The organism is Sphaerimonospora sp. CA-214678, from assembly GCF_050942215.1.
Classification (GTDB): domain Bacteria; phylum Actinomycetota; class Actinomycetes; order Streptosporangiales; family Streptosporangiaceae; genus Sphaerimonospora.
Genome location: NZ_CP192056.1, coordinates 5,477,657 through 5,498,033, shown reverse-complemented (window position 1 = coordinate 5,498,033; position 20,377 = coordinate 5,477,657). Strand labels below are relative to the sequence as shown.

Here is a 20,377-nt window from a genome sequence, read left to right as displayed (position 1 = left end):
CGGCACCGGGTCACGCGTGCGAGGACGCGGCTTTGAAACACGACCTAAGCCACAACCGGTTACACATGACTGATCCTTGACATATGATCGCGACGCCCCCGTAGCCCAATGGCAGAGGCAAGCCCCTTAAAAGGGCTGTGGTGTGGGTTCGAGTCCCACCGGGGGCACTCGCGTGACGCTCACCGGAAGCACCCGTGACCTCGCCGGCGAGATCATGGTCCTCCGCTGGGGCCGCCGGACGCCCGCCGGACCAGGAGAGATCATGGGCAGGCCCGATGGGGCCGGCCGGGGCCGCGCGTACGGCCCTTGCCACAGGTGTCGGACGGGTACCTGGGCAGAGCCGTCATGAGCGGAAGCCGGAGCACGAACCGGGCGCCCCCGAGCAGGGAGTCCTCCACACGGAGTCTCCCGCCGTGAGACAGGGCGACGTCGCGTGCGATGGCCAGGCCCAACCCGGTCCCGCCGCGGTCCCGGCTGCGTGCGGTGTCGAGCCGCATGAACCGCTCGAAGACCCGCTCGCGCTCATCCGGGGGGACGCCCTCGCCGTCGTCGTCGACGGTCAGCTCCGCGTCCAGTCCCACCTTGCGCACCGACACCTCGATGGTGTCCCTGGTGTGTCGCTGGGCGTTGTCCAGCAGATTGCCCACCAGCCGGCCGACATAGCCGGGGACGACCTTGACCATGACGCCGTCCTCGATGCTCAGCCGCGGCTGGATCCGGCCTCCTCGCTGGCAGATCTCGTCCTGCACGAGCTCGCCCAGATCGACCGGCCGCCACTCGACCGGTCCGCTCGTCGAGACCCGGGCCAGCAGGAGCAGGTCGGAGACGATCGCCTGCAGCCGCTCGACGTCGCGCAGCGCGTGTTCGGCCATCTCGCGCACGTCGGTCTGCTCGGGATGGAGTCTGGCCTCCTCCAACTGCGCGCGCAGCCCGGCCAGAGGGGTGCGCAGTTCGTGGGATGCGTCGGCGGCGAACTGCCGCTGCGACTGAAGCGCACGCATGGTGGTCTCCTTGGCCTGTTCGATGCGGCTCAGCGTGCTGTTCACGGTGTGGGCGAGCTTGGCGAGCTCGTCCTCCCCGGGAGGTTCGGGTACTCGCGTTCCGAGGTCATGCACATTGATGGCGGCCAGCTCGGCCCGGATGGCCTCGATCGGACGCAGGATCCGGCCGGCGATCTTCCACGCGCCCCAGCCGGTCAATGCGATCAGGATGGCGGCCTGCGCCGCGAAGAGCAGATCGAAGCCGCGCGGACCGGTCGTGACAGCGGCGGGACGCCCCGCGTACACGACCAGAGGCTGCGACCCGACCCGGATGGCGGACAGGCGCACGCAGTCGTGTCCTCCGGCGGAGCAGGCCTCGACGTCCTCCCGGGAATCGTGCCCGGAGGGCCAGACCGTGCTCAGCGGCGGCAGGCCACGCGCGTGTGGAGAAGAGGCGACGACCCGCTTGCCGGGCCCGACGACCTGAATCAGGTCGATGCCGGACACCTGCGGCATGACCGGATCGGCGAGCCGACCGGACCGGACGGCGGCGGCGGTGATCGACGCCTGCTCGCGCGCGTCCGTCCACATCTCGTCGGTCAGCGCCTGGCGGGTCACGATCATGCCCAGCACTCCCGCCGGGACCATCAGCACCGTCGCGAGCAGGGTGGCCAAGAGCGTGATGTTCCCCCGGAGGGACCGTGGGCGCGGGACGCGGACGGCTAACCGCTTGCGCTCCAGCAGTGCATGGATGGCCTGCATCCGACGTCCTCCTGACGGCGTGCCCGCTACCCGGTGATGCTGATGGTGATCGACCGGGGCGTGCGCGACGGCCCATCGCCGTTTGCCGGTTTCTCCCGACCTACCCGGAATTCGGACCGGGAGCGCTTCTCGGGTCCGGGGCTTCGGCAGCTGTTTTCTGTGACGAGATGGGACGGAGGTTCCGTGGTGAGCGTCTTCCGCCTGCTCGTGGGCCTGATGTCCCTATTCGTACCTGCCACGCTAGCATCAGACTTGAATGCATCAAGTAAAGGAATCGTCCTAGTTTGCTTCATGGCCGGAGGAATGGCCGACGGCCGGACGGCACTCGTTTTTCCTTGTCGGCGGTGGCCGTCCAAGCCGAGCGCCGCGGCGTTCGCGCTATACTAGGACGATTCAAGTAAAGGAAACACCCAAGTTTCACCAATTCGGTCGTCGTCGGGGACGCGGGAACCGGGAGCGATCCCCGGCCGTTGGACGACATGGTGGAGTGGCTGGGCTTGTGCGCCCGCCGTTCCCCGGGCAACATCCCCAGATAAAGCCGTGCGAGAGGCTGATCGGCGAGTCGCGTCCTGGAGGCAAGCAGCGATGCAGAGCAGGAACCCCATATTCACCCGGCGTGGGGCGGGCGGCCAGCAGACCTGGTCGACTCCCGCGCCGTCCGTTGACCAGTTGAACGCGATGTACGGCGCGCCGTCGTACGCGCCGCCCGCCGCCGGGCGGACGATGACGATCGACGACGTCGTGGTGCGCGGCTTCATGACGCTCGGCACGCTGATCGTCACGGCGGCACTGGCGTGGTACTTCAACGCGCCCATGGCTCTCGCTCTCCCGGCGGCGCTGGTCGGCCTGGTCCTCGGGCTGATCGTGTCGTTCAAGCAGAGCACGAACCCGGCGCTCATCCTCGGCTACGCGGTCTGCTACGGCGTCGCGATCGGCGTGATCAGCCACGTGTTCGAGTCGGTCTACAACGGGATCGTCCTGCAGGCGGTCCTCGGCACGATGGTGGCCTTCGGCGGCACGCTGGCGGTCTACGCCCTCAAGATCTTCCGACCCACGCCGAAGTTCACCAAGTTCGTGATAGCAGCAGGGTTCGCGGCGATCGGTCTCATCGTCATCAACATGATCGCGGGCATCTTCGTCAGCGGCGGCCTCGGCCTGCGTACCGACAGCCCGCTGGGCTGGATCTTCAGCGTGGCGATGATCCTGCTCGGCTGCTTCTTCCTGCTCCTCGACTTCAGCGAGGTCGAGCAGGGGGTGCGGGCCGGTGTGCCGGAGCGCTACTCCTGGCTGATGGCGTTCGGCCTGACGCTGAGCCTCGTCTGGCTCTACCTGGAGATCCTCCGCTTCATCAGCTATCTCTCCAGCAGCGACTGACCCGTCGACCCCGGACGTTCGGACGGTGGCTTCTTTATCAGGACGAGATGGAAAGTGTCATCACTTTTGATCAACATCCTGTAACAAAATGATGACGTTAAGGTCTTGTCAACCGAAGGGCGGTGATGCAGGGTGACACAAAGCAGCGTTTTCGTGGAGGTGGCCATGTCGCTGAACCATTCGCCGGAGACCCAGACCAAGCTGATCGCCCGCGTCCCGTCCATCACCGGGCGCGACCTCCCCGAGTGGTTCCAGACCATCGACAACGGTCCATCGTTCCTACGCTGTGAAGAACGGGCGAAGTGGCTGGCCGACGAGCACGGGCTCACCCACGGCTACGCCGCGGCGATCGTCCGGGAGCACGAACGACGGCGGCGGGCCTAGAAAACAGACCCCGGCTCGAACATGATGCGCCCGCGCCATCCCCGGTGCGGGCGCATCATTGTGTTATGGATCTAGACAAGGCTCGTGAATTCGTCCGGACCAACCACCGGGCCGTCATGATCACCTGGCACTCCGACGGCCGGCCGCAGACGTCTCCGGTCACCGTCGGCTGCGACGGCGACGGGCACATCGTGGTCAGCAGCCGCGAGACGGCGATCAAGACCCGCAACCTGCGCAAGAACCCGCAGACGTTCCTCACCGTGATGACGGACGCCTTCTACGGCCCGTGGATCCAGGTCGAGGGCACCGCGGAGATAATCTCGCTGCCGGAGGCGATGGACCACCTCGTCGACTACTACCGGCGGATCAGCGGAGAGCATCCCGACTGGGACGACTACCGTTCCGTGATGATCGAGGACAGGCGGGTGATCATCCGTATCACGCCCACCCGCGCGGGCCCGGACCACCACGGCTGACGGACGTTCCCGATCGACCAGAGGTCAACACGCCGGGAGGGGGCTCCGGTCCGCTGGGAGGCCCGCCGCCGCGGGCTTCCGTTCGCGGTCCTCGCCCCCTCGATCTCGGCGGACGTGACCATGACCTAGTCGAGCCGCTCCAGGATCATCGCCATACCCTGGCCGCCGCCCACGCACATCGTCTCCAGGCCGATGGCCTTGTCGTGGAAGCGGAGACCGTTGATCAGCGTGGACGTGATGCGGGCACCCGTCATGCCGAACGGGTGCCCGACCGCGATCGCCCCGCCGTTCACATTGAGGCGGTCGATGTCGATGCCGAGTTCCCGGTAGGACGGGATGACCTGCGCGGCGAACGCCTCGTTGAGCTCGACGAGGTCCACGTCGCCGATGGACATCCCGGCCCGCGTGAGGGCCTGCCGGGTGGCCTCGACCGGCCCGAGCCCCATGATCTCGGGGGACAGCGCGGTCACACCGGTCGAGACGATCCGCGCCAGCGGGGTGATGCCCAGCTCGGCCGCCCTGGTGTCGCTCATCACGATCACCGCGGCCGCCCCGTCGTTCAGCGGGCAGCAGTTGCCGGCCGTGACCGTGCCGTCGGGGCGGAAGACCGGCTTGAGCTGGGAGACCGCCTCGTACGTCGTGCCGGCACGGGGGCCGTCGTCCTTGCTGACCACGCTGCCGTCGGGCAGCGTGACCGGGGTGATGTCACCGGCCCAGAAGCCGTTCGCGATCGCCTTCTCCGCCAGGTTCTGCGACCGTACGCCGAACTCGTCCTGCTCCTGCCGCGACACGCCCTTCAGCGCCGCCACGTTCTCGGCGGTCTGCCCCATCGCGATGTAGATGTCGGGCAGGTCGCCGTCCTCGCGCGGGTCGTGCCACACCGGTGTGCCGCCCTTGGCCGACTCCTCCGTACGGCCCTGGGCCCCCTCGAAGAGCGGGTTCGCCGTGTCGGGGAGTGAGTCGGAGCTGCCCTTGACGAACCGGGAGACCGTCTCCACGCCGGCGGAGATGAAGACGTCGCCCTCGCCCGCCTTGATCGCGTGGAACGCCATCCGGGTCGTCTGCAGCGAGGACGAGCAGTAACGGGTGACGGTCGTGCCAGGCACGCCGTCGAGGCCGAGCAGCACCGACACCACCCGCGCCATGTTGTAGCCCTGCTCACCGCCGGGCAGGCCGCACCCGAGCATCAGGTCGTCCACGTCACTCGGGTCGAGCTGCGGCACCTTCGCCAGTGCGGCCTTGATCATCTGGACGGTCAGGTCGTCAGGGCGGATGTCCTTCAGCGATCCCTTGAACGCGCGGCCGATCGGCGACCGCGCGGTCGCCACGATGACTGCCTCGGGCATGTGGCCCTCCCCTTGCTCCTGCGCCACCGATTCCGGCGGTCTCCTGATCAGGAGGTTACCCTCCGACCCGGAACAACCTTCGGTTGGTCATCCGTACATGCCGGGGGCGGTGGCGCTGCCGTCCTTGACGGCGTGCATCGCGCCCTTCTCATCCCGCCACAGCCGCCAGCCGTTCTGGCTGCCGGTGAACCAGGCGGGCGGGGCGGACGCCGATGTGATCCGCTTGCCGCTGGCCAGGTCGAACTCGCACAGCGCGGCGATCGAGTAGAACCCGGGGGTCAGCCCGCGCAGCGGCAGCGGCTTCGGATCGGTCACGCAGAACGACCACCCGCTGGTCCCCTTCACCGGGGTCGGCTCGCCGGTGGCGAGATCGAAGACCGAGCCCGCCGCGTTCCGCTTGAGAAAGCCCAGCTTCCCCATGTCCCGGGGGAACGCGAGCCACCAGCCGGAACCGGGCACCTGACCCGGGGTGATCTGGCCGACCACCCGCCCCGTGTCCGCGTCGAGCCGGGCGAATCCGCCGTACTGCCCCTGCTGGTCCACCGGGCGGACCACCGGTGCGAACGCCGGATTGCCGCTGGGGTAGACACGGACCACCGACGGGCGCATCCAGTCGACCATGCCGTTGGCGAGCCGGACGGAGAACAGCCCGAACGTCGAGGTCTGCTTGGTCTGCGGGTTGGTGTAGGGGGCGACGTAGCCGACGAGCTTGTCGCCGGTCGCCCCGAACGCCCAGCCGCCGGACAGGTCGACACCCGGGCCGAGGGCCTGCTCGATCGGAAGCTGCCAGACCGTCTTGCCGTCCTTCAGGTCGTGCGCCTCGACCACGGGGTGGGACGCGAGGCGCAGCAGCACGACGCGCTCGCGGTCCGACCATTCGACCTCCGCGATGCCGGGCAGCCGCCACAGCGTCTTTCCGGTCTTCGGCTCCAGGACGACCATGCGGGCCGACGAGAGCTCGGTGTTCTCCGACAGGCAGACGTACGGCCCGCAGCGCTGGGGGCCGAAGGTCGAGTGGACGGGCCTGGTCCACAGCTCACGCCCGGTGCGGGCGTCCCTGGCGACGAGGGTCGCCCGCTGCTTGCTCTCCTTGGCCTTGTCCTGGTCGTCCTGGCCGGCCACGGGATCGAGGGAGACGACCACCCCCTGGGTGCCGATCTCAACGGTCGCGGGGGCCTGCACCCCCATCCCGGGAAGCCGCCCGGTCATCGTCGTGGGCTTGGCCCACAGCTTCCGGCCGCTGGCCAGGTCGAGGACCACGGTCTCCAGCGTGCCGTCGGGCTTCATCGAGGTGGCCGCCGCCACCCCGGCCCCCATCGTGGCGCGGCTGACGGCGTTCACCTGGGCGTTGTCCCAGGCGGGGTAGTCCGTTTCCGCTTCACTTCCGGAACAGCCTGCCAACGCCCCGGTTGCCAGCAGGACGGTCGCTGTGAGGGTCAGAACGGGTCTCGCGTGAGGCCGGGTCATGTCGCTCCTACAGGGGGTGATGGCCTGACCGCGAGGAGTGACCGGCCTCAGCCGTTCGGCATCGGCCCGGGCCGGCGGCGGAGCATCGCGGCCCATCGTCCGTCGGGGCCGACCGCTTCGCCGTCGACCCGGGTCGCGCTGACCTCGGTGCCGGGTTCCTCTACGGCCATTGCCGCCAGATGCGATCCTTCGCCGCGCAGTGGTTCCGACTCGGGCCACAACCCCAACGCGGCGCATACAGACGGTAGCACCGCGTAAGCGGATTGTAGGTAACCTTGGGCAGATGGATGATAACGATCAGGTCCGAACATCTCGGCAGGGTTGGCGTCGAACTCGGGTCCGAGCAGGTCGGCGAAGGCCACGGTACGGCCGCCGGCCTCGATGACGGCCACCGTCTGTGCGGCCGCCAGCAGGCGGGACCAGCGCCGGGTCACCCACCGGAGCGGCTGGGCGAGCGGGCGGATCGTGCCCAGGTCGGGGCAGGTCCCGACGACCACCTCGGCGCCCGCCTCGCGCAGCCGCCGCACCGCCGTCTGCAGATGCCGTACGGCACGGGCCGGCGAAGTGGCACTCGTCACGTCGTTGGCGCCGATGAAGATGACGGCGATCTCAGGACGTGCCTCGATCGCCCGGTCGACCTGGCCGTCCAGGTGGGCCGACTCCGCGCCGGACTCGCCGTACACGTGCAGCCGCACCGGACGCTCGGCGACGGTGGCGAGGCCGAGCGCGATGTTGACCGCGGGGGTGTCGGCGGGGTCGGTCATGCCGAGGCCCACGGCGGTGGAGTCGCCGAGCATGACCATGCTGATCGGTTCGCCGGAGACGGCGTCGCCGGGGAACGGCCCGTAGACCCCGTCGGCGTCCGGGCCGGTGTCGCCGTGCGGCCGGCCGACGATCCTCCTCGCGACCATCGCCTCGGCGATGAGCAGTCCGTACGTGAGCGCGCCCAATGCGGTCAGGCCGCCTCCGCCCAGCGCGGCGGCGGTGGCGATGCGCCGCGCGGCACGTGCCGCGCTCGACGTCCAGAACACGGTTCTCCCCTCGTCTGGCGGTACGGTTTGGGAGAGAAATTAGCCGAGCCCCGGCCACCCCTACGGGACTTCGGCTGGGGGCAGGCTGACAAAGCTTCGGTAAATCAAGGTGGTCTTCTCCGTGCGCGTACACGACTCGCTGATCGAGCTGATGGGTGACACGCCGCTCGTCCGGCTTCGTAAGGTGACGGCGGGCGTGCCCGCCCAAGTGCTGGCCAAGGTCGAATACTTCAACCCGGGCGGCTCGGTCAAGGACCGGATCGCGCTGCGGATGGTCGAGGCCGCCGAGCGGAGCGGCGCGCTCCGTCCCGGCGGGACGATCGTCGAACCGACCTCGGGCAACACGGGCGTCGGGCTGGCCATCGTGGCACAGGAGAAAGGTTACCGCTGCCTGTTCGTCTGCCCGGACAAGGTGGCCCAGGACAAAATAGCGGTGCTGCGCGCGTACGGCGCCGAGGTGGTGGTGTGCCCGACCGCCGTCTCGCCCGACCACCCGGACTCGTACTACTCGGTCTCCGACAGGCTGGCCAGGGAGACGCCGAACGCCTGGAAGCCGGACCAGTACTCCAACCCGGACAACCCGGCCAGCCACTACCACTCGACGGGCCCGGAGATCTGGGAGCAGACCGAGGGCCGGGTGACCCACTTCGTGGCGGGCATCGGCACCGGCGGCACGATCAGCGGCACCGGGAGGTACCTCAAGGAGGTCTCCGGCGGCAAGGTGAAGATCATCGGTGCCGACCCGGAGGGGTCGGTCTACTCCGGCGGCACCGGCCGTCCCTACCTGGTCGAGGGCGTCGGCGAGGACATCTGGCCGGCCACCTACGACACGACGATCTGCGACGAGGTCATCGCGGTCTCCGACCGCGACTCCTTCCTGATGACGCGCCGCCTGGCCAGGGAGGAGGCGCTGCTGGTCGGCGGATCGTGCGGGATGGCGGTCGTGGCGTCCCTGCGGGTGGCCAAGGCGGCGGGGCCCGACGACGTCGTCGTGGTGCTGCTGCCGGACGGCGGGCGCGGATATCTGTCGAAGATCTTCAATGACGAGTGGATGGCCGACTACGGATTCCTCACCACCTCCAGCGAGGAGGGGCTGGTCGGCGACGTGCTCGGCCGCAAGAGGTCGGGGCTGCCGGAGTTCGTCCACGTGCATCCGCACGAGTCCGTCGGCACGGCGATCTCGATCATGCGTGAGTACAGCGTGTCCCAGCTGCCGGTGATGAAGGAGGAGCCCCCGGTCATGGCGGCCGAGGTCGTCGGCTCGATCGTCGAGCGGGACCTCCTGGAGGGCCTCTACCGGGGCAGGATGTCCTCGGAGGACGAGCTCGGCGACCACATGTCGGCGCCTCTGCCCATGATCGGCATTGGCGAGCCGGTCGCCCGTGCCGTCGAGGCGCTGGAGAAGGCCGACGCCGCGGTGGTGCTGGACGACGGCAAGCCCGTCGGCATGGTCACCCGCCAGGACCTCCTGGCCTTCCTCGCCAACCACTGAAGATCCCTCCCCCCCACGCCCCACACACCCCACGCCCGTGATCTTGCGAATGCTCGCACATGGGGGCCGTGAGCAGGGGATTCTCCGTTCGTGATCTTGCAGTTTCTCGCACACCTATACCCTGAACAGCGAAAACACCATGCGTGATCTTGCACTGGCGACTGCAAGATCACGAAACGCGTCGCCGCAGTTCAGGTGCCTCGCGTGCGAGAAACTGCAAGATCACCAAGCTGTTCCGTGCAGGTCAAGAGGGTGGCCTGCGAGAAACTGCAAGATCACGGGGTGGGTGGGGTGGGTGGGGTGGGTGGGGTGGGTGGGGTGGGTGGACGGGGTGGGGAAGGGCGAGGACGGGTGGGTGGTTCCTGCTGCGGCTAGTCTCGACGGCATGAACCATGGCTTCGAAACGCTGGCCATCCACGCAGGCCAGGAGGCGGATCCGCACACCGGCGCGGTCGTGCCGCCCATCTACGCCGTCTCGACCTACAAGCAGGACGGCGTCGGCGGGCTGCGGGCCGGATATGAATACAGCCGATCGGCGAACCCGACCCGGACCGCGCTGGAGGAGGCGATCGCCGCCGTGGAGGGCGGCGTCCGCGGCTTCGCGTTCGCGTCCGGACTGGCGGCCGAGGACACGTTGCTGCGCACCGTGTGCCGTCCCGGCGACCACGTTCTGATTCCCGATGACGCGTACGGCGGCACCTACCGGCTGTTCGCCAAGGTGCTGGAGGGCTGGGGCCTGTCCTTCGACCCGGTTCCGATCGGTGACGTCGACGCCGTGCGCGCCGCCGTACGGCCGCAGACCAGGGCGATCTGGGTGGAGACCCCCACCAACCCGCTGCTGGGCATCGCGGACATCGCCGCGCTGGCGGACGTCGCCCACGACGCCGGTGCGCTGCTGCTGGTGGACAACACGTTCGCCTCGCCGTACCTGCAGCAGCCGCTGGCGCTCGGCGCCGACGTGGTGATCCACTCGACGACCAAGTACGTCGGGGGCCACTCCGACGTGGTCGGCGGCGCGCTGGTCGCCGGCTCAGCCGACCTGGGGGAGCGGCTCGCCTACCACCAGAACGCGATGGGCGCGGTGGCCGGGCCGTTCGACGCGTGGCTGACCCTGCGCGGGCTGAAGACGCTGGGCGTACGGATGGACCGGCACTGCGACAACGCCGAGCGGGTGGCCGACCTGCTGCTGTCGCACCCGAAGGTGACCCAGGTGCTCTATCCGGGCCTGCCGGATCACCCGGGACACGAGGTCGCGGCCAAGCAGATGCGGCGCTTCGGCGGCATGGTGTCGTTCCGCGTCGCCGGGGGCGAGGAGGCCGCGATCGAGGTGTGCAACCGCGCCAGGCTGTTCACGCTCGGGGAGTCGCTCGGCGGGGTCGAGTCGCTGATCGAGCACCCGGGACGGATGACGCACGCGTCGGCCGCCGGGTCGCCGCTGGAGGTCCCCGGCGATCTCGTCCGGCTGTCCGTCGGCATCGAGACCGTGGACGACCTTCTGGCCGACCTCTCCGAGGCCCTGGGCTGACGCTCTAGTTTCCGCTCCGCGCCGGGGTGGTGCGGCCCGGCGCGGCGGAACCGGCCGCGGGCAGCCATCGTTCGCACAGTAGTACGGCGAGTGCCGCCGCGGTCAGCACGGCACCGGCCACGGTCACGCTCCGGACGCCCGTGTGGTCGATGAGCGCGCCGCCGAGCAGCGAGCCGCCCGCGATGCCGATGTTGAAGGCCGAGCCGGTGCCGGCGGAGGCCATGTCCGTGCTCCCCGGGGCCACCTGGAGCCCGCGGCTCGCGATGGCGGCGGCCAGCGCGCTGAACGACAGGCCCATGACGCAGAGGCCGGTCACCGCCACGGGGGGCACGGCCCCGAAGGCGTACAGGGTGAGCAGCGCGCCGGTGAGGAGGGCGAGCGGCAGGAGCAGCGCGGCGCGGGGGCCGGTGTCGAGCAGTCGGCCGATCGCGATCGTCCCGCCGACGCCGGCGATCCCGGAGGCGAGCAGCAGCGGGCTGAGCGCGGACGGGGTGAAGCCGGCGAACTCGAGCAGGAACGGGGTGATGTAGGTGTACGCCGTGAGGTATCCGCCCACTCCCACCACGGTGGCGACGATGAGGAGGGCGTAGCGGCGGGCGTCCGGCGTCGCCCCCCGGCCCGGCTGATGGCCGTTCGCGCCGGCCCCTGCCCGCCGGTCGCCCGGCATGAGCTTCGCGATGGTGACGCAGGTGACGAGGCCGACAGCGGCGGTCAGGGCCAACGCGACCCGCCAGCCGAACTGCTGGCCGAGCCAGGTGCCGGTCGGTACGCCGAGGACGGGCCCGAGCGCGCTGCCGATCGACAGCCGGGCGATGGCCCGCCCCCGGAACTCCGGGGGGAACATCGCGGCGGCCGCCGGGGTCGCGACCGCCCAGAAGAGCGCCTGGGTGGCCGCGACCAGCAGCCGCCCGCCGAGCAGCACCGGATAGTTCGGCGCCACCGCGGTCAGCAGCGTCCCGGCGACGAACACGCCCAGGGTGACGATCAGCAGCGTGCGCCGTGGCACCCGTTGGGTGAGCCGGGTGAGCGGCAGCGACGCGAGCACCACGACGGCGGCGTATCCGGTGACGAGCAGGCCCGTCTCGGCCGGCGACCGACGCAGATCGGCGGCCATCACCGTCAGCAGCCCGATGGGCAGCAGCTCGGCGGTGACATAGGCGAAGGCGCCGACGGCGAGGGCGATCAGCGCCCAGGTCGCACGGCGTCGCGTCGCAAGGTGCACCCGATCCTCTTCCCCCCCCGTTTTGGGCCAAAGACGTTCTACCGGACAAAGGGGAGAAGAGGGAATCGTTTTACGAAGAAGCCGCAGAAGGCCCTGTCCTTCGGCTTCAGAGCGATGATGTCTGCTGGAGGGGCAGCGCGGTTCTGGTACGACCGTGGCCGCCGGGCCGTCTGGACACGGCATGAACGACTGTGGAGGGCGGGTACGACCAGGCGAGGCGACTCCGACGGCACCGCCCGTAACCTCCGCCGCGCACGCGGCCTAGCAGAAGCAGTAAGAACCCCACGGCGACGCGGGGAGTCCCCGGCGCTCAGGCCGGGGAGGAGGTCAAGGGTTGAAGAAGACCATAAGGGCGAGGATGACCAGCCAGATCAGGGCGGTGATGCCGGAGAGAGCGGCAATCCGCCCGGTCTGCACCTTGGCGTCGTCCTCCGTGGTCTCGGTGGACAGCGCCTTGATCGCGGTACGCTGATCACGCTCAATGATCATCAGGAGCGCCCCCGCCACGATGAACAGGGTCATCGACGCGGACAGGTAGGGCCGGCCCAGGGCTCCGCCGCCCAGCAGCATTCCGAAGAGGAACACGCCCAGCGTCAGCAGCCCGAACAGCCGGGTGGAGCGGTTGAGATAACGCAGCACGTTGACGTCGTGCGCGCGGATGTAGCGAGGGGTGACGCTGGTGACCGCGGTCAGCGGCCCGAGCGCGAAGATCGAGAACCCTACGTGCAGCCACAGCAGCAGGTTGCTGGAGAACGACATGCGGCGAGGCTATCGCCTTTCCCGGCCGGGATCCGGTTCCGATGCGGTCTCGGAGGTCTCCCGACACCGAGGCGCTCCACCGGGCCCGCCAGCGGCAGCGGTGACGACCGCCCTGAGGAGCGACTCTTCTCATGAAGGTCAGCGCTGACGGCATGCCTCCGCGCGGTGTCTGATGTCGAGGATGTGCACCTCCGGAGGCTCCTGTTGATCGTGAATCTCGTGGAGAATGCGCCACTCACGCATCAGACCGCCCGAGGTCAGATGCCGGTCATATCCTGCCCCGAATCGTATGTTCCACCCCTCAACCCCGTGATCTTGCGACTGCTCGCACGTTGAGCCTTGGCCAGGGGTTTCATGTTCGTGATCGTGCACTTGTAACTGCAAGATCACGAATGCGGTGAACGCAGGTCAGATGGCTCGTCTGCAAGTATCTGCAAGATCACTGGTGAGATCCGCGCTGGTCAGTGGGATGGTTTGCGAGAAACTGCAAGATCACGGGGTGGGGGTCAGCGGCGGGTGCGGGCGCGGAGGAAGTCGCTGACGACGTACTCGCCGAGGCGGTCGGCGTCGGGGGAGAAGACGCGGCCGCCGTTGCGCCGGGCGATCTCGTCGACGAACTCGCGAAGCCTGTCGTCGGGGGCGAGCATGAAGATGTTGATGGTGGCCCGTCGCCTGGTCATCTTGTCGACCTCGGCGAGGGTCAGCGTCAGCGTCTCCCGCGACGGCGGCCAGTCGAAGCGCGGCACGCCGTTCGGCATGAGGTGTGCGGTCGGCTCACCGTCGGTGACCACCAGGACGACCGGTTCGAAGTCGGGGTGGCGGTCGAGATGGCGGCCCGCGATCAGCAGCGCGTGGTGCAGGTTCGTGCCCTGCACCATGTCCCACTCCAGTCCGGCGAGCTCGTCGGCACGCAGCACCCGCGCGTAGTTGGAGAACCCGATGATCTGCACAGCGTCCTGCGGGAACCTGGCCGCCACCAGCGCCTGGAGCGCCAGCGCGGTCTGTTTGGCCGCGGCCCAGGTGCCGCGCAGGGCCATCGAGTAGCTCAGGTCGACCAGCAGGCACACCGCGGCGGCGCTTCTGCGCTCGGTCTCGGCCACCTCGAAGTCGTCGACGGACAGGGTCACCGGGGGCCGGCCGCCCCGCCGTACGGCGTTGACGACCGTGCGTACGACGTCGATGGGCTGTTCGTCGCCGAACCGCCAGGGCCGGTTGGAGCCGGTCGGCTCCCCGGCCGTTCCGGCATCACGCTGGTCGTGGTCGCCGCGGCGGCCCGAGTCGAGGGACGAGAACACCCGGCGCAGCGCGGTCTCGCCCAGCCGGCGCACCGCCTTCGGGGTGAGCTCCAGCTTGCCGCGATGCCGCCGGAGGTAGCCCTGGGCCTCCAGCTCACGCTCGACCTGTCGCAGGGCCTCCAGATCGTCGACGGCGGACCGGCCGAGCGCCCGGCGGATCGCCTCCTCGTCGATGTCGTCGAGCCGCGCGCCGGGGTAGTCCTGCCGGAGCGTGGCCTCCAGGTCGCCCAGGTCGGCGAGCTCCTGCAGCGCGTTCACCGCGTCGCCCATGCCCGTCGGCCGATCGCCGGACATCCGCTCCGGCGTCCCCCAGTCGAGGTCGGGGCGGCGGGCGTAGAGGGCGTCGCCGAGCCGGCGCATCTGCTCGGTCAGGCCGGCCTGCTCCAGCGTGTGCTCCATCAGCGCGGTCAGTTCCGCGCGCTGCCGCGGGGTGAGCGAGGCGAGCAGCCGCTGTGCGGCGGCGGCGCGGCGGGCGAGCTGATCGACCAGTTCCGTCAAGTTGCGCGGGTTCTCCGGGAACATGTCCCCGTATTTCCCCATGAACTGGTCAAAGTCCTCCTGGGTGTGCTCACCTCGCGCGTCCCGCTCCAGCATGTCGTTCAGATCGGACATCATCCGCCGGACGCGCTCCATCGCCGCCGGGTCCGGATCGGTCAGCGCCTCGCGCATGCCACGGAACCGGCTGTCGAGCACCTCCCGGCGCAGCAGGTCGCGCAGCTCCTCGAACGTCCGCCGCGCGGCGGCCGAGCGCCAGTCGTAGCCGGCCAGCTCCCGGATCGCGCGGGCGGTGTCGGACGGCAGCGCGTCGAGGAGCGCCTCCCGGAACCGGCCGTCGTCGTCCGGCGTCAGTTCCGCCCGTTCCTGGCCGATCGCCTTGTCCAGCAGCGCCCGGGCCCGCTCCAGGGTGCCGTCGAGCCGGGTGCTCTCCCGCAGCTCGCCGCGGCGTCGCCGTACCTCCCGGAGGAGGTCGTCCAGCCCGCGCCGATCCGGCGCTCCGGGTAGGCCGCGCCGGAGCAGGTCGCGCAGCGCGTCGAGCGGCGTGGACCCCGACAGGATCGCGTCGCCCATGTCGTCGAGCGCCGAGCGCACGTCGTACGGCGGGGCCAGCGGGTCCGGCCCGTCATGATATTCCCGGTAAGCGTAGGATCCGGTCACGTCCGGTAAACCGCTCCCCCCGCCACCTCGTCCTTGGACAGCCGGCGCATCAGGTAGAGCCCCTCCAGCGCGAACTCCAGGGCCGCGGCGGCGTGGCCCGGAGACTCGTCGCCCTCACCCATGCCCAGCCCGGACATGATCTTCGAGAGTCCGTCGACCCGCCCGATCCTGCGCAGCAGTTCGTGGGCCGCGACCAGCTCGCCCGACTCGACCCGGGCGCCCTCGCCGAACCTGTCCAGCAGCGACGTCAGGTCGGCCCCGCCGATCGTGCCCCGGAACGTCTCGGCGGTCGCCCGGCGCAGCAGGTGGCCGAGCACCTCGATCTCCCGGCCCTCCTCGCTGACCTCGAACTCGACCTTCCCACGCAGCGTGTGCACCACCTGCGGCAGGTCGCAGACCCGGGTGACCGGCCGCTCCTCCCCGGTCAGCGCGGCACGCCGTACGGCCGAGGCGGCGGCGGTCTCGGCCGCCGCGATGGAGAACCGGGCGGACACGCCCGACCGGCTGTCGACCGCGGTCGACTCGCGTACCAGCCGGGTGAACCTGGCGATCACCTCGAGCAGGTGATCGGGAAGGTCGGCGCCGAGCTCCTCCAGGGCGGCCTCCTGACGGATCAGGACCAGCTCGTCCTCGATCGATCGGGGATAGTGCGTGCGGATCTCCGCGCCGAACCGGTCCTTCAGCGGCGTGATGATCCGGCCGCGGTTGGTGTAGTCCTCCGGGTTGGCGCTGGCGATCAGCAGGATGTCGAGCGGCAGCCGCAGGTTGTACCCCCGGACCTGGACGTCCCGCTCCTCCAGCACGTTGAGCAGCGCGACCTGGATGCGCTCGGCCAGGTCGGGCAGCTCGTTGACCGAGAAGACGCCGCGGTTCGTACGCGGCACGAGGCCGTAGTGAACGGTCTCCGGGTCACCCAGCGTGCGTCCCTCAGCGATCTTGATGGGGTCGACGTCGCCGATCAGGTCGCCGACCGAGGTGTCGGGCGTCGCCAGCTTCTCGCCGTACCGGTCCTCCCGGTGCAGCCAGGCCACCGGCAGGTCGTCGCCGAGCTCGGCGACGAGCCGTACGCAGCGCACGCACACCGGGGCGTACGGATGGTCGTTGATCTCGCAGCCGGCCACGACCGGCGACCACTCGTCGAGCAGCTCGGTGATCGTACGGATGAGCCGGGTCTTGCCCTGGCCGCGCTCGCCGAGCAGCACCAGGTCGTGCCCCGCGATCAGGGCCCGTTCCAGGTGGGGCAGCACGGTCTCGTCGAAGCCGACGATGCCGGGGAACCGGGGCTCGCCCGATCTGAGCCGGGTTAGGAGGTTCTCTCTGATCTCGGTCTTGACCGTGCGGTGCCGGTGACCACTGTCGCGCAGTTCGCGCAGAGTGCCGGAAGCAGGCATGGGCGATTTGTGCACCTGACGAGACTACGTCGGCATGTCGTGATCCGGCAGCCCGATCCTCCGCAATCCTGTGAGGATTACGTGCGTTGACGCCTTGTCAGTGGGGAGAAATGGCCAAGAAGACTCTGACTGTTGATTGAGAGGGGCGAGACTCATGGCGGTGATCACCAGCCGCTTCGCCGACGGTCTCGTCGTTGGCGCCGACCTGGTGGAGACGGCGGAGGCCGCTGTCCGCCAGGCGCTGGCCGGCCTGTCGTGCCCGCCTGACCTGGTGTGCTTCTTCATCTGCGGAGACGATCCCGACGAGCTGACCCGGGCGGGCCTGCGGGCGATGGCCATGGTGCCGGAGGCCCGGGTGATCGGCTGCAGCGCGACCGGCGTGATCGGGGACGCCCAGGGGGTCGAGCTCCAGCCGGCCGTGAGCGCCTGGGCCGCCTCATTCGGCGGCGGCGAAGTGGCCACGTTCGCCCTGGACACGGTGCGGACCGCGGACCGGTTCGTGGTCGTGGGCCTGCCGGAGCGCGGTCCCGACGATCGGGCGGCCATCCTGCTGGCGGATCCGTACACCTTCCCCGCCGACGCGTTCATCGAGCACTCGGGCGATGTGCTGGGCGACCTGCCGATCGTCGGCGGCCTGGCCAACGGACTCGGCGGCCGCGGCTCGGTGCGACTGTTCGCCGACGGAGAGGTGCACACCGAGGGCGCGATCGGAGCAGTGCTCAGCGGTCCGATGAACGTCGGCACCGTGGTGAGCCAGGGCTGCCGCCCGATCGGCCCCTCCATGGTCGTCACACGCGCCGAGGAGAATCTGCTGCTCGAACTGGCCGGCCAGCCGGCGCTCGCCCGTCTGGAGGACATCGTGAGCGCCCTCGACGAGGAGGATCGCGAGCTGGTCGCCTCCGGCTTACAGATCGGCGTGGTGATGGACGAGTACGCCGAGCGCCACGAGCGCGGCGACTTCCTCATCAGGGGCGTCATCGGCATCGATCCCGAGCGCGAGGCCGTCGCGGTCGGCGACGTGCTGGACATCGGCAGGACCGTACGCTTCCAGGTCAGGGACGCCGAGACCGCCGACGAGGATCTCTACTCGCTGCTCGACGCGCACGTGCAGCGAGCCGGCCGGATCGACGGCGCGCTGCTGTTCTCCTGCAACGGCCGGGGATCGGCGATGTTCGGGTCGGCCGATCACGACGCGCTCGCCGTACGGGACATGCTCGGCCCGATCGGGGTGGCGGGATTCTTCGCCGCTGGGGAGATGGGCCCGGTCAGCGGCCACAACCACGTCCATGGTTTCACCGCGTCCCTGCTGGTCTTCTCGGGTGGGCAGGCGATCAGGTGACGGCCGGGTTCTGCCCGGGCGTCGCTTGACCCGGCCCGGCGGCGGGCACTGGGATGTGCGTGTGACGCATGCGACGGGATCTGTGCTGGCCGCCGACGTCGGCGGCACCAAGCTCGCGGTGGGCCTGGTCGGGCGGGACGGGCAGGTGATCGCGGACCGGCGTGCCGCGACCCCGCCAGGAGCGGACGCGGAGACCCTCTGGTCGGCGCTCGCCGGGCTGATCGACCGTCTGATCGACGACGTGGGCGCGCCCGAGGACCTCGCCGGGGTGGGCGTCGGTTGCGGCGGCCCGATGATCTGGCCGGACGGGGTGGTGTCGCCGCTCAACATCCCGGGCTGGCGGGGGTTCCCGCTGCGTGAGCGGCTGGCCCGGCGCTTCCCCGGCCTTCCGGTGCGGATCCACAACGACGCGATCTGTCTCGCGATCGCCGAGCACTGGCGCGGCGCCGGGCGGGGGAGCGACAACATGCTGGGCATGGTCGTCTCCACCGGGGTGGGCGGCGGGCTGATCCTGGGCGGGCGGCTGATCGACGGCGGGACCGGCAACGCCGGGCACATCGGGCACGTGGTGGTCGAGCCCGGCGGGGCGCGGTGCGGCTGCGGTGCGCTCGGCTGCCTCGAGGCGGTCGCCCGCGGTCCGGGCCTCGCCGCCTGGGCGGTGGCCCGGGGCTGGTCGCCGGGGGAGCCGCCGGAGCCGGGCACGGGCGGATACAGCGAGGCGGGGACGGCGACCGCACGGCGGCTGGCCGCCGACGCCGCGGCCGGCGACGAGATCGCGCTGGCCGCGATGGCCCGGGCCGGGCGGGCCCTCGGCGTCGCGATCGCCTCGGCGACCAACCTCTGCGACCTCGATCTGGTGACCATCGGCGGCGGCCTGTCCCAGGCGGGGCCGCTGCTGTTCGACCCGCTCCGGGAGGCGCTGCGCGAGCACACCCGCACCGAGTTCGCCGCCCGGGTCCGTGTCGTCCCGGCCGGGCTCGGTCAGGACGCCGGTCTCGTGGGCGCCGCCGCGCTCATCCTGGCCGCCGGTTCCTACTGGTCGGCCGGAGCCGCCGTCATCGGGAGGTGAAGCCGACGGTGTGGACGCCGTGCGGCGACCTGCGTCGGGGCCGTGGTCTCGTCGGCGCGGACCGGCTCGTGCTGCGAGGATTGGCGCATGGTTGTCCCACAGGTGACGTACGACGATGTCGTCGCCGCGCGCGAGCTGCTCAAGGGCGTGGCCGTCCAGACTCCGATGCTGCACTCCCGTGTGCTGTCCGAGGCGGCCGGCGGTCCCGTCCATCTCAAATGCGAGAACATCCAGCGGGCCGGATCGTTCAAGATCCGCGGGGCGTACGTCCGGATCGCCAGGCTCACCGACGACGAGCGGGCCAGGGGGGTGGTCGCGGCCAGCGCGGGCAATCACGCCCAGGGCGTGGCGCTCGGCTCCACGCTGCTCGGGGCCAAGTCCACCGTCTACATGCCCGAGGGCGCCCCGCTGCCCAAGGTGGAGGCCACCAGGGCGTACGGCGCCGACGTCGTCTTCGCCGGTCACACGGTCGACATGGCGCTCCAGGCGGCACGGGAGCACGCCGACAGGACCGGCGCGGTGTTCATCCATCCGTTCGATCATCCCGACGTGGTGGCCGGTCAGGGCACGGTCGGGCTGGAGGCCCTGGAGCAGTTGCCGGAGGCGGCCACGATCGTGCTGCCGATCGGCGGTGGCGGCCTGGCGGCCGGCGTGGCACTCGCCGTGAAGTCGCTGCGGCCGGGCATCAGGGTGATCGGCGTGCAGGCGGAGCGGGCCGCCGCCTATCCGGAGTCGCTCGCGGCCGGTCACCCGGTCATGGTCGAGCCGACCTCGACGATGGCGGACGGCATCGCGGTCGGGCGGCCGGGCGATCTGCCGTTCGAACTGATCCACTACCTGGTCGACCGGGTCGTCACGGTGTCGGAGGAGTCGCTGTCGCGGGCCCTGCTGCTCTGCCTGGAGCGGTCGAAGCTGCTCGTCGAGCCCGCCGGGGTCGCCGGGGTCGCCGCGCTGCTCGACCAGCCGCACGCGTTCGACCCGCCGGTCGTCGCCGTGGTGTCCGGCGGCAACATCGACCCGCTGCTGCTCGCCCGGGTGCTGCGGCACGGCCTCGCGGCGGCCGGGCGCTATCTGGCCTTCCGGATCCGGCTGACCGACCGGCCCGGCGCGCTCGCCGCGCTCCTGCACAGGCTGGCCGAGCTCGGGGCCAACGTGCTCGACGTCGTGCACGAGCGGGTGGGCTCCCGGTCGCACCTGGACGAGGTCGAGGTGCTGCTGCAACTGGAGACCAGGGGGCCCACGCACTGCGACGAGGTGCTCGCCGCCCTCCGCGGTGACGGCCACAAGCTGCACTTCTCCTGAGCTGTCGC

Annotated in this window: 16 protein-coding genes and 1 tRNA gene; 9 read left to right on the top strand and 8 right to left on the bottom strand. The window is 70.3% G+C overall.

The genetic code is table 11. From position 1 onward, the window contains the following. The first annotated feature begins 94 nt into the window (after positions 1 to 94). Positions 95 to 167: transfer RNA gene (locus ACQP1K_RS24505), tRNA-Leu, on the top strand. 93 nt (positions 168 to 260) lie between these two features. Here the strand turns inward: ACQP1K_RS24505 and ACQP1K_RS24500 are convergent. Continuing rightward, positions 261 to 1,742, bottom strand: coding sequence for a sensor histidine kinase (locus ACQP1K_RS24500; protein WP_433498039.1), 1,482 nt, complete (start codon positions 1,740 to 1,742; stop codon positions 261 to 263). A gap of 585 nt (positions 1,743 to 2,327) precedes the next feature. On the opposite strand from ACQP1K_RS24500, the gene ACQP1K_RS24495 reads away from it, so the two are divergent. The 3 genes from ACQP1K_RS24495 (at position 2,328) to ACQP1K_RS24485 (ending at position 3,976) form a co-directional block, all read left to right on the top strand. Continuing rightward, positions 2,328 to 3,116 (top strand): Bax inhibitor-1/YccA family protein, encoded by a 789-nt coding sequence (locus ACQP1K_RS24495; protein WP_433498038.1) that lies wholly within the window; start codon positions 2,328 to 2,330, stop codon positions 3,114 to 3,116. A gap of 165 nt (positions 3,117 to 3,281) precedes the next feature. Continuing rightward, on the top strand, positions 3,282 to 3,500 hold the full coding sequence (locus tag ACQP1K_RS24490; protein ID WP_055480552.1) for a DUF4287 domain-containing protein: 219 nt from the start codon (positions 3,282 to 3,284) through the stop codon (positions 3,498 to 3,500). Positions 3,501 to 3,565: 65 nt separating this feature from the next. Further along, positions 3,566 to 3,976 carry a PPOX class F420-dependent oxidoreductase gene (locus ACQP1K_RS24485; RefSeq protein ID WP_433498037.1) on the top strand — a complete coding sequence of 137 codons (411 nt, stop codon included), beginning with the start codon at positions 3,566 to 3,568 and terminating at the stop codon, positions 3,974 to 3,976. 125 nt (positions 3,977 to 4,101) lie between these two features. On the opposite strand, the gene ACQP1K_RS24480 is transcribed toward ACQP1K_RS24485, so the two are convergent. From ACQP1K_RS24480 to ACQP1K_RS24470, 3 genes are all read right to left on the bottom strand, one after another. Further along, positions 4,102 to 5,322: an acetyl-CoA C-acetyltransferase gene (locus tag ACQP1K_RS24480; RefSeq protein WP_433498036.1), complete on the bottom strand. Its 1,221-nt coding sequence runs from the start codon at positions 5,320 to 5,322 to the stop codon at positions 4,102 to 4,104. 87 nt (positions 5,323 to 5,409) lie between these two features. After that, a complete protein-coding gene (locus ACQP1K_RS24475; protein ID WP_433498035.1) occupies positions 5,410 to 6,663 on the bottom strand; it encodes a PQQ-binding-like beta-propeller repeat protein in 1,254 nt (417 codons plus the stop codon). A 173-nt stretch (positions 6,664 to 6,836) separates the two neighbouring features. Continuing rightward, entirely contained in the window at positions 6,837 to 7,820 is a 984-nt protein-coding gene (locus tag ACQP1K_RS24470; protein WP_433498034.1) for an SGNH/GDSL hydrolase family protein, read from the bottom strand. 121 nt (positions 7,821 to 7,941) lie between these two features. Between ACQP1K_RS24470 and ACQP1K_RS24465 the strand changes: the two genes are divergently transcribed. Continuing rightward, the gene (locus ACQP1K_RS24465) at positions 7,942 to 9,312 is read left to right on the top strand and encodes a cystathionine beta-synthase (protein ID WP_433498033.1); all 1,371 of its coding nucleotides are present in this window, start codon (positions 7,942 to 7,944) and stop codon (positions 9,310 to 9,312) included. 385 nt (positions 9,313 to 9,697) lie between these two features. Then, positions 9,698 to 10,837: a cystathionine gamma-synthase gene (locus ACQP1K_RS24460; protein WP_433498032.1), complete on the top strand. Its 1,140-nt coding sequence runs from the start codon at positions 9,698 to 9,700 to the stop codon at positions 10,835 to 10,837. A gap of 4 nt (positions 10,838 to 10,841) precedes the next feature. Here ACQP1K_RS24460 and ACQP1K_RS24455 read toward each other — a convergent pair whose 3' ends face one another. The 4 genes from ACQP1K_RS24455 to ACQP1K_RS24440 form a co-directional block, all read right to left on the bottom strand. Beyond that, positions 10,842 to 12,059, bottom strand: a complete 1,218-nt coding sequence (locus tag ACQP1K_RS24455) for an MFS transporter (protein WP_433498031.1) — start codon at positions 12,057 to 12,059, stop codon at positions 10,842 to 10,844. Positions 12,060 to 12,386: 327 nt separating this feature from the next. Further along, positions 12,387 to 12,818 carry a hypothetical protein gene (locus tag ACQP1K_RS24450; RefSeq protein ID WP_433498030.1) on the bottom strand — a complete coding sequence of 144 codons (432 nt, stop codon included), beginning with the start codon at positions 12,816 to 12,818 and terminating at the stop codon, positions 12,387 to 12,389. Between the two features lie 506 nt (positions 12,819 to 13,324). Then, complete coding sequence (locus ACQP1K_RS24445) at positions 13,325 to 15,268, bottom strand: hypothetical protein (RefSeq protein WP_433498029.1); 1,944 nt, start codon at positions 15,266 to 15,268, stop codon at positions 13,325 to 13,327. Then, the gene (locus tag ACQP1K_RS24440) at positions 15,265 to 16,659 is read right to left on the bottom strand and encodes a sigma 54-interacting transcriptional regulator (RefSeq protein WP_433498028.1); all 1,395 of its coding nucleotides are present in this window, start codon (positions 16,657 to 16,659) and stop codon (positions 15,265 to 15,267) included. Before ACQP1K_RS24440 ends, ACQP1K_RS24445 begins: the two co-directional genes overlap by 4 nt. A gap of 154 nt (positions 16,660 to 16,813) precedes the next feature. On the opposite strand from ACQP1K_RS24440, the gene ACQP1K_RS24435 reads away from it, so the two are divergent. The 3 genes from ACQP1K_RS24435 to ilvA all read left to right on the top strand — a co-directional run bounded on the left by ACQP1K_RS24435 (position 16,814) and on the right by ilvA (position 20,369). Then, on the top strand, positions 16,814 to 17,998 hold the full coding sequence (locus ACQP1K_RS24435; protein WP_433498027.1) for an FIST signal transduction protein: 1,185 nt from the start codon (positions 16,814 to 16,816) through the stop codon (positions 17,996 to 17,998). A 61-nt stretch (positions 17,999 to 18,059) separates the two neighbouring features. Continuing rightward, positions 18,060 to 19,067 carry an ROK family protein gene (locus ACQP1K_RS24430; protein WP_433498026.1) on the top strand — a complete coding sequence of 336 codons (1,008 nt, stop codon included), beginning with the start codon at positions 18,060 to 18,062 and terminating at the stop codon, positions 19,065 to 19,067. 87 nt (positions 19,068 to 19,154) lie between these two features. Further along, a complete protein-coding gene (gene ilvA / locus ACQP1K_RS24425) occupies positions 19,155 to 20,369 on the top strand; it encodes a threonine ammonia-lyase (RefSeq protein WP_433498025.1) in 1,215 nt (404 codons plus the stop codon). Positions 20,370 to 20,377 lie beyond the last annotated feature (8 nt).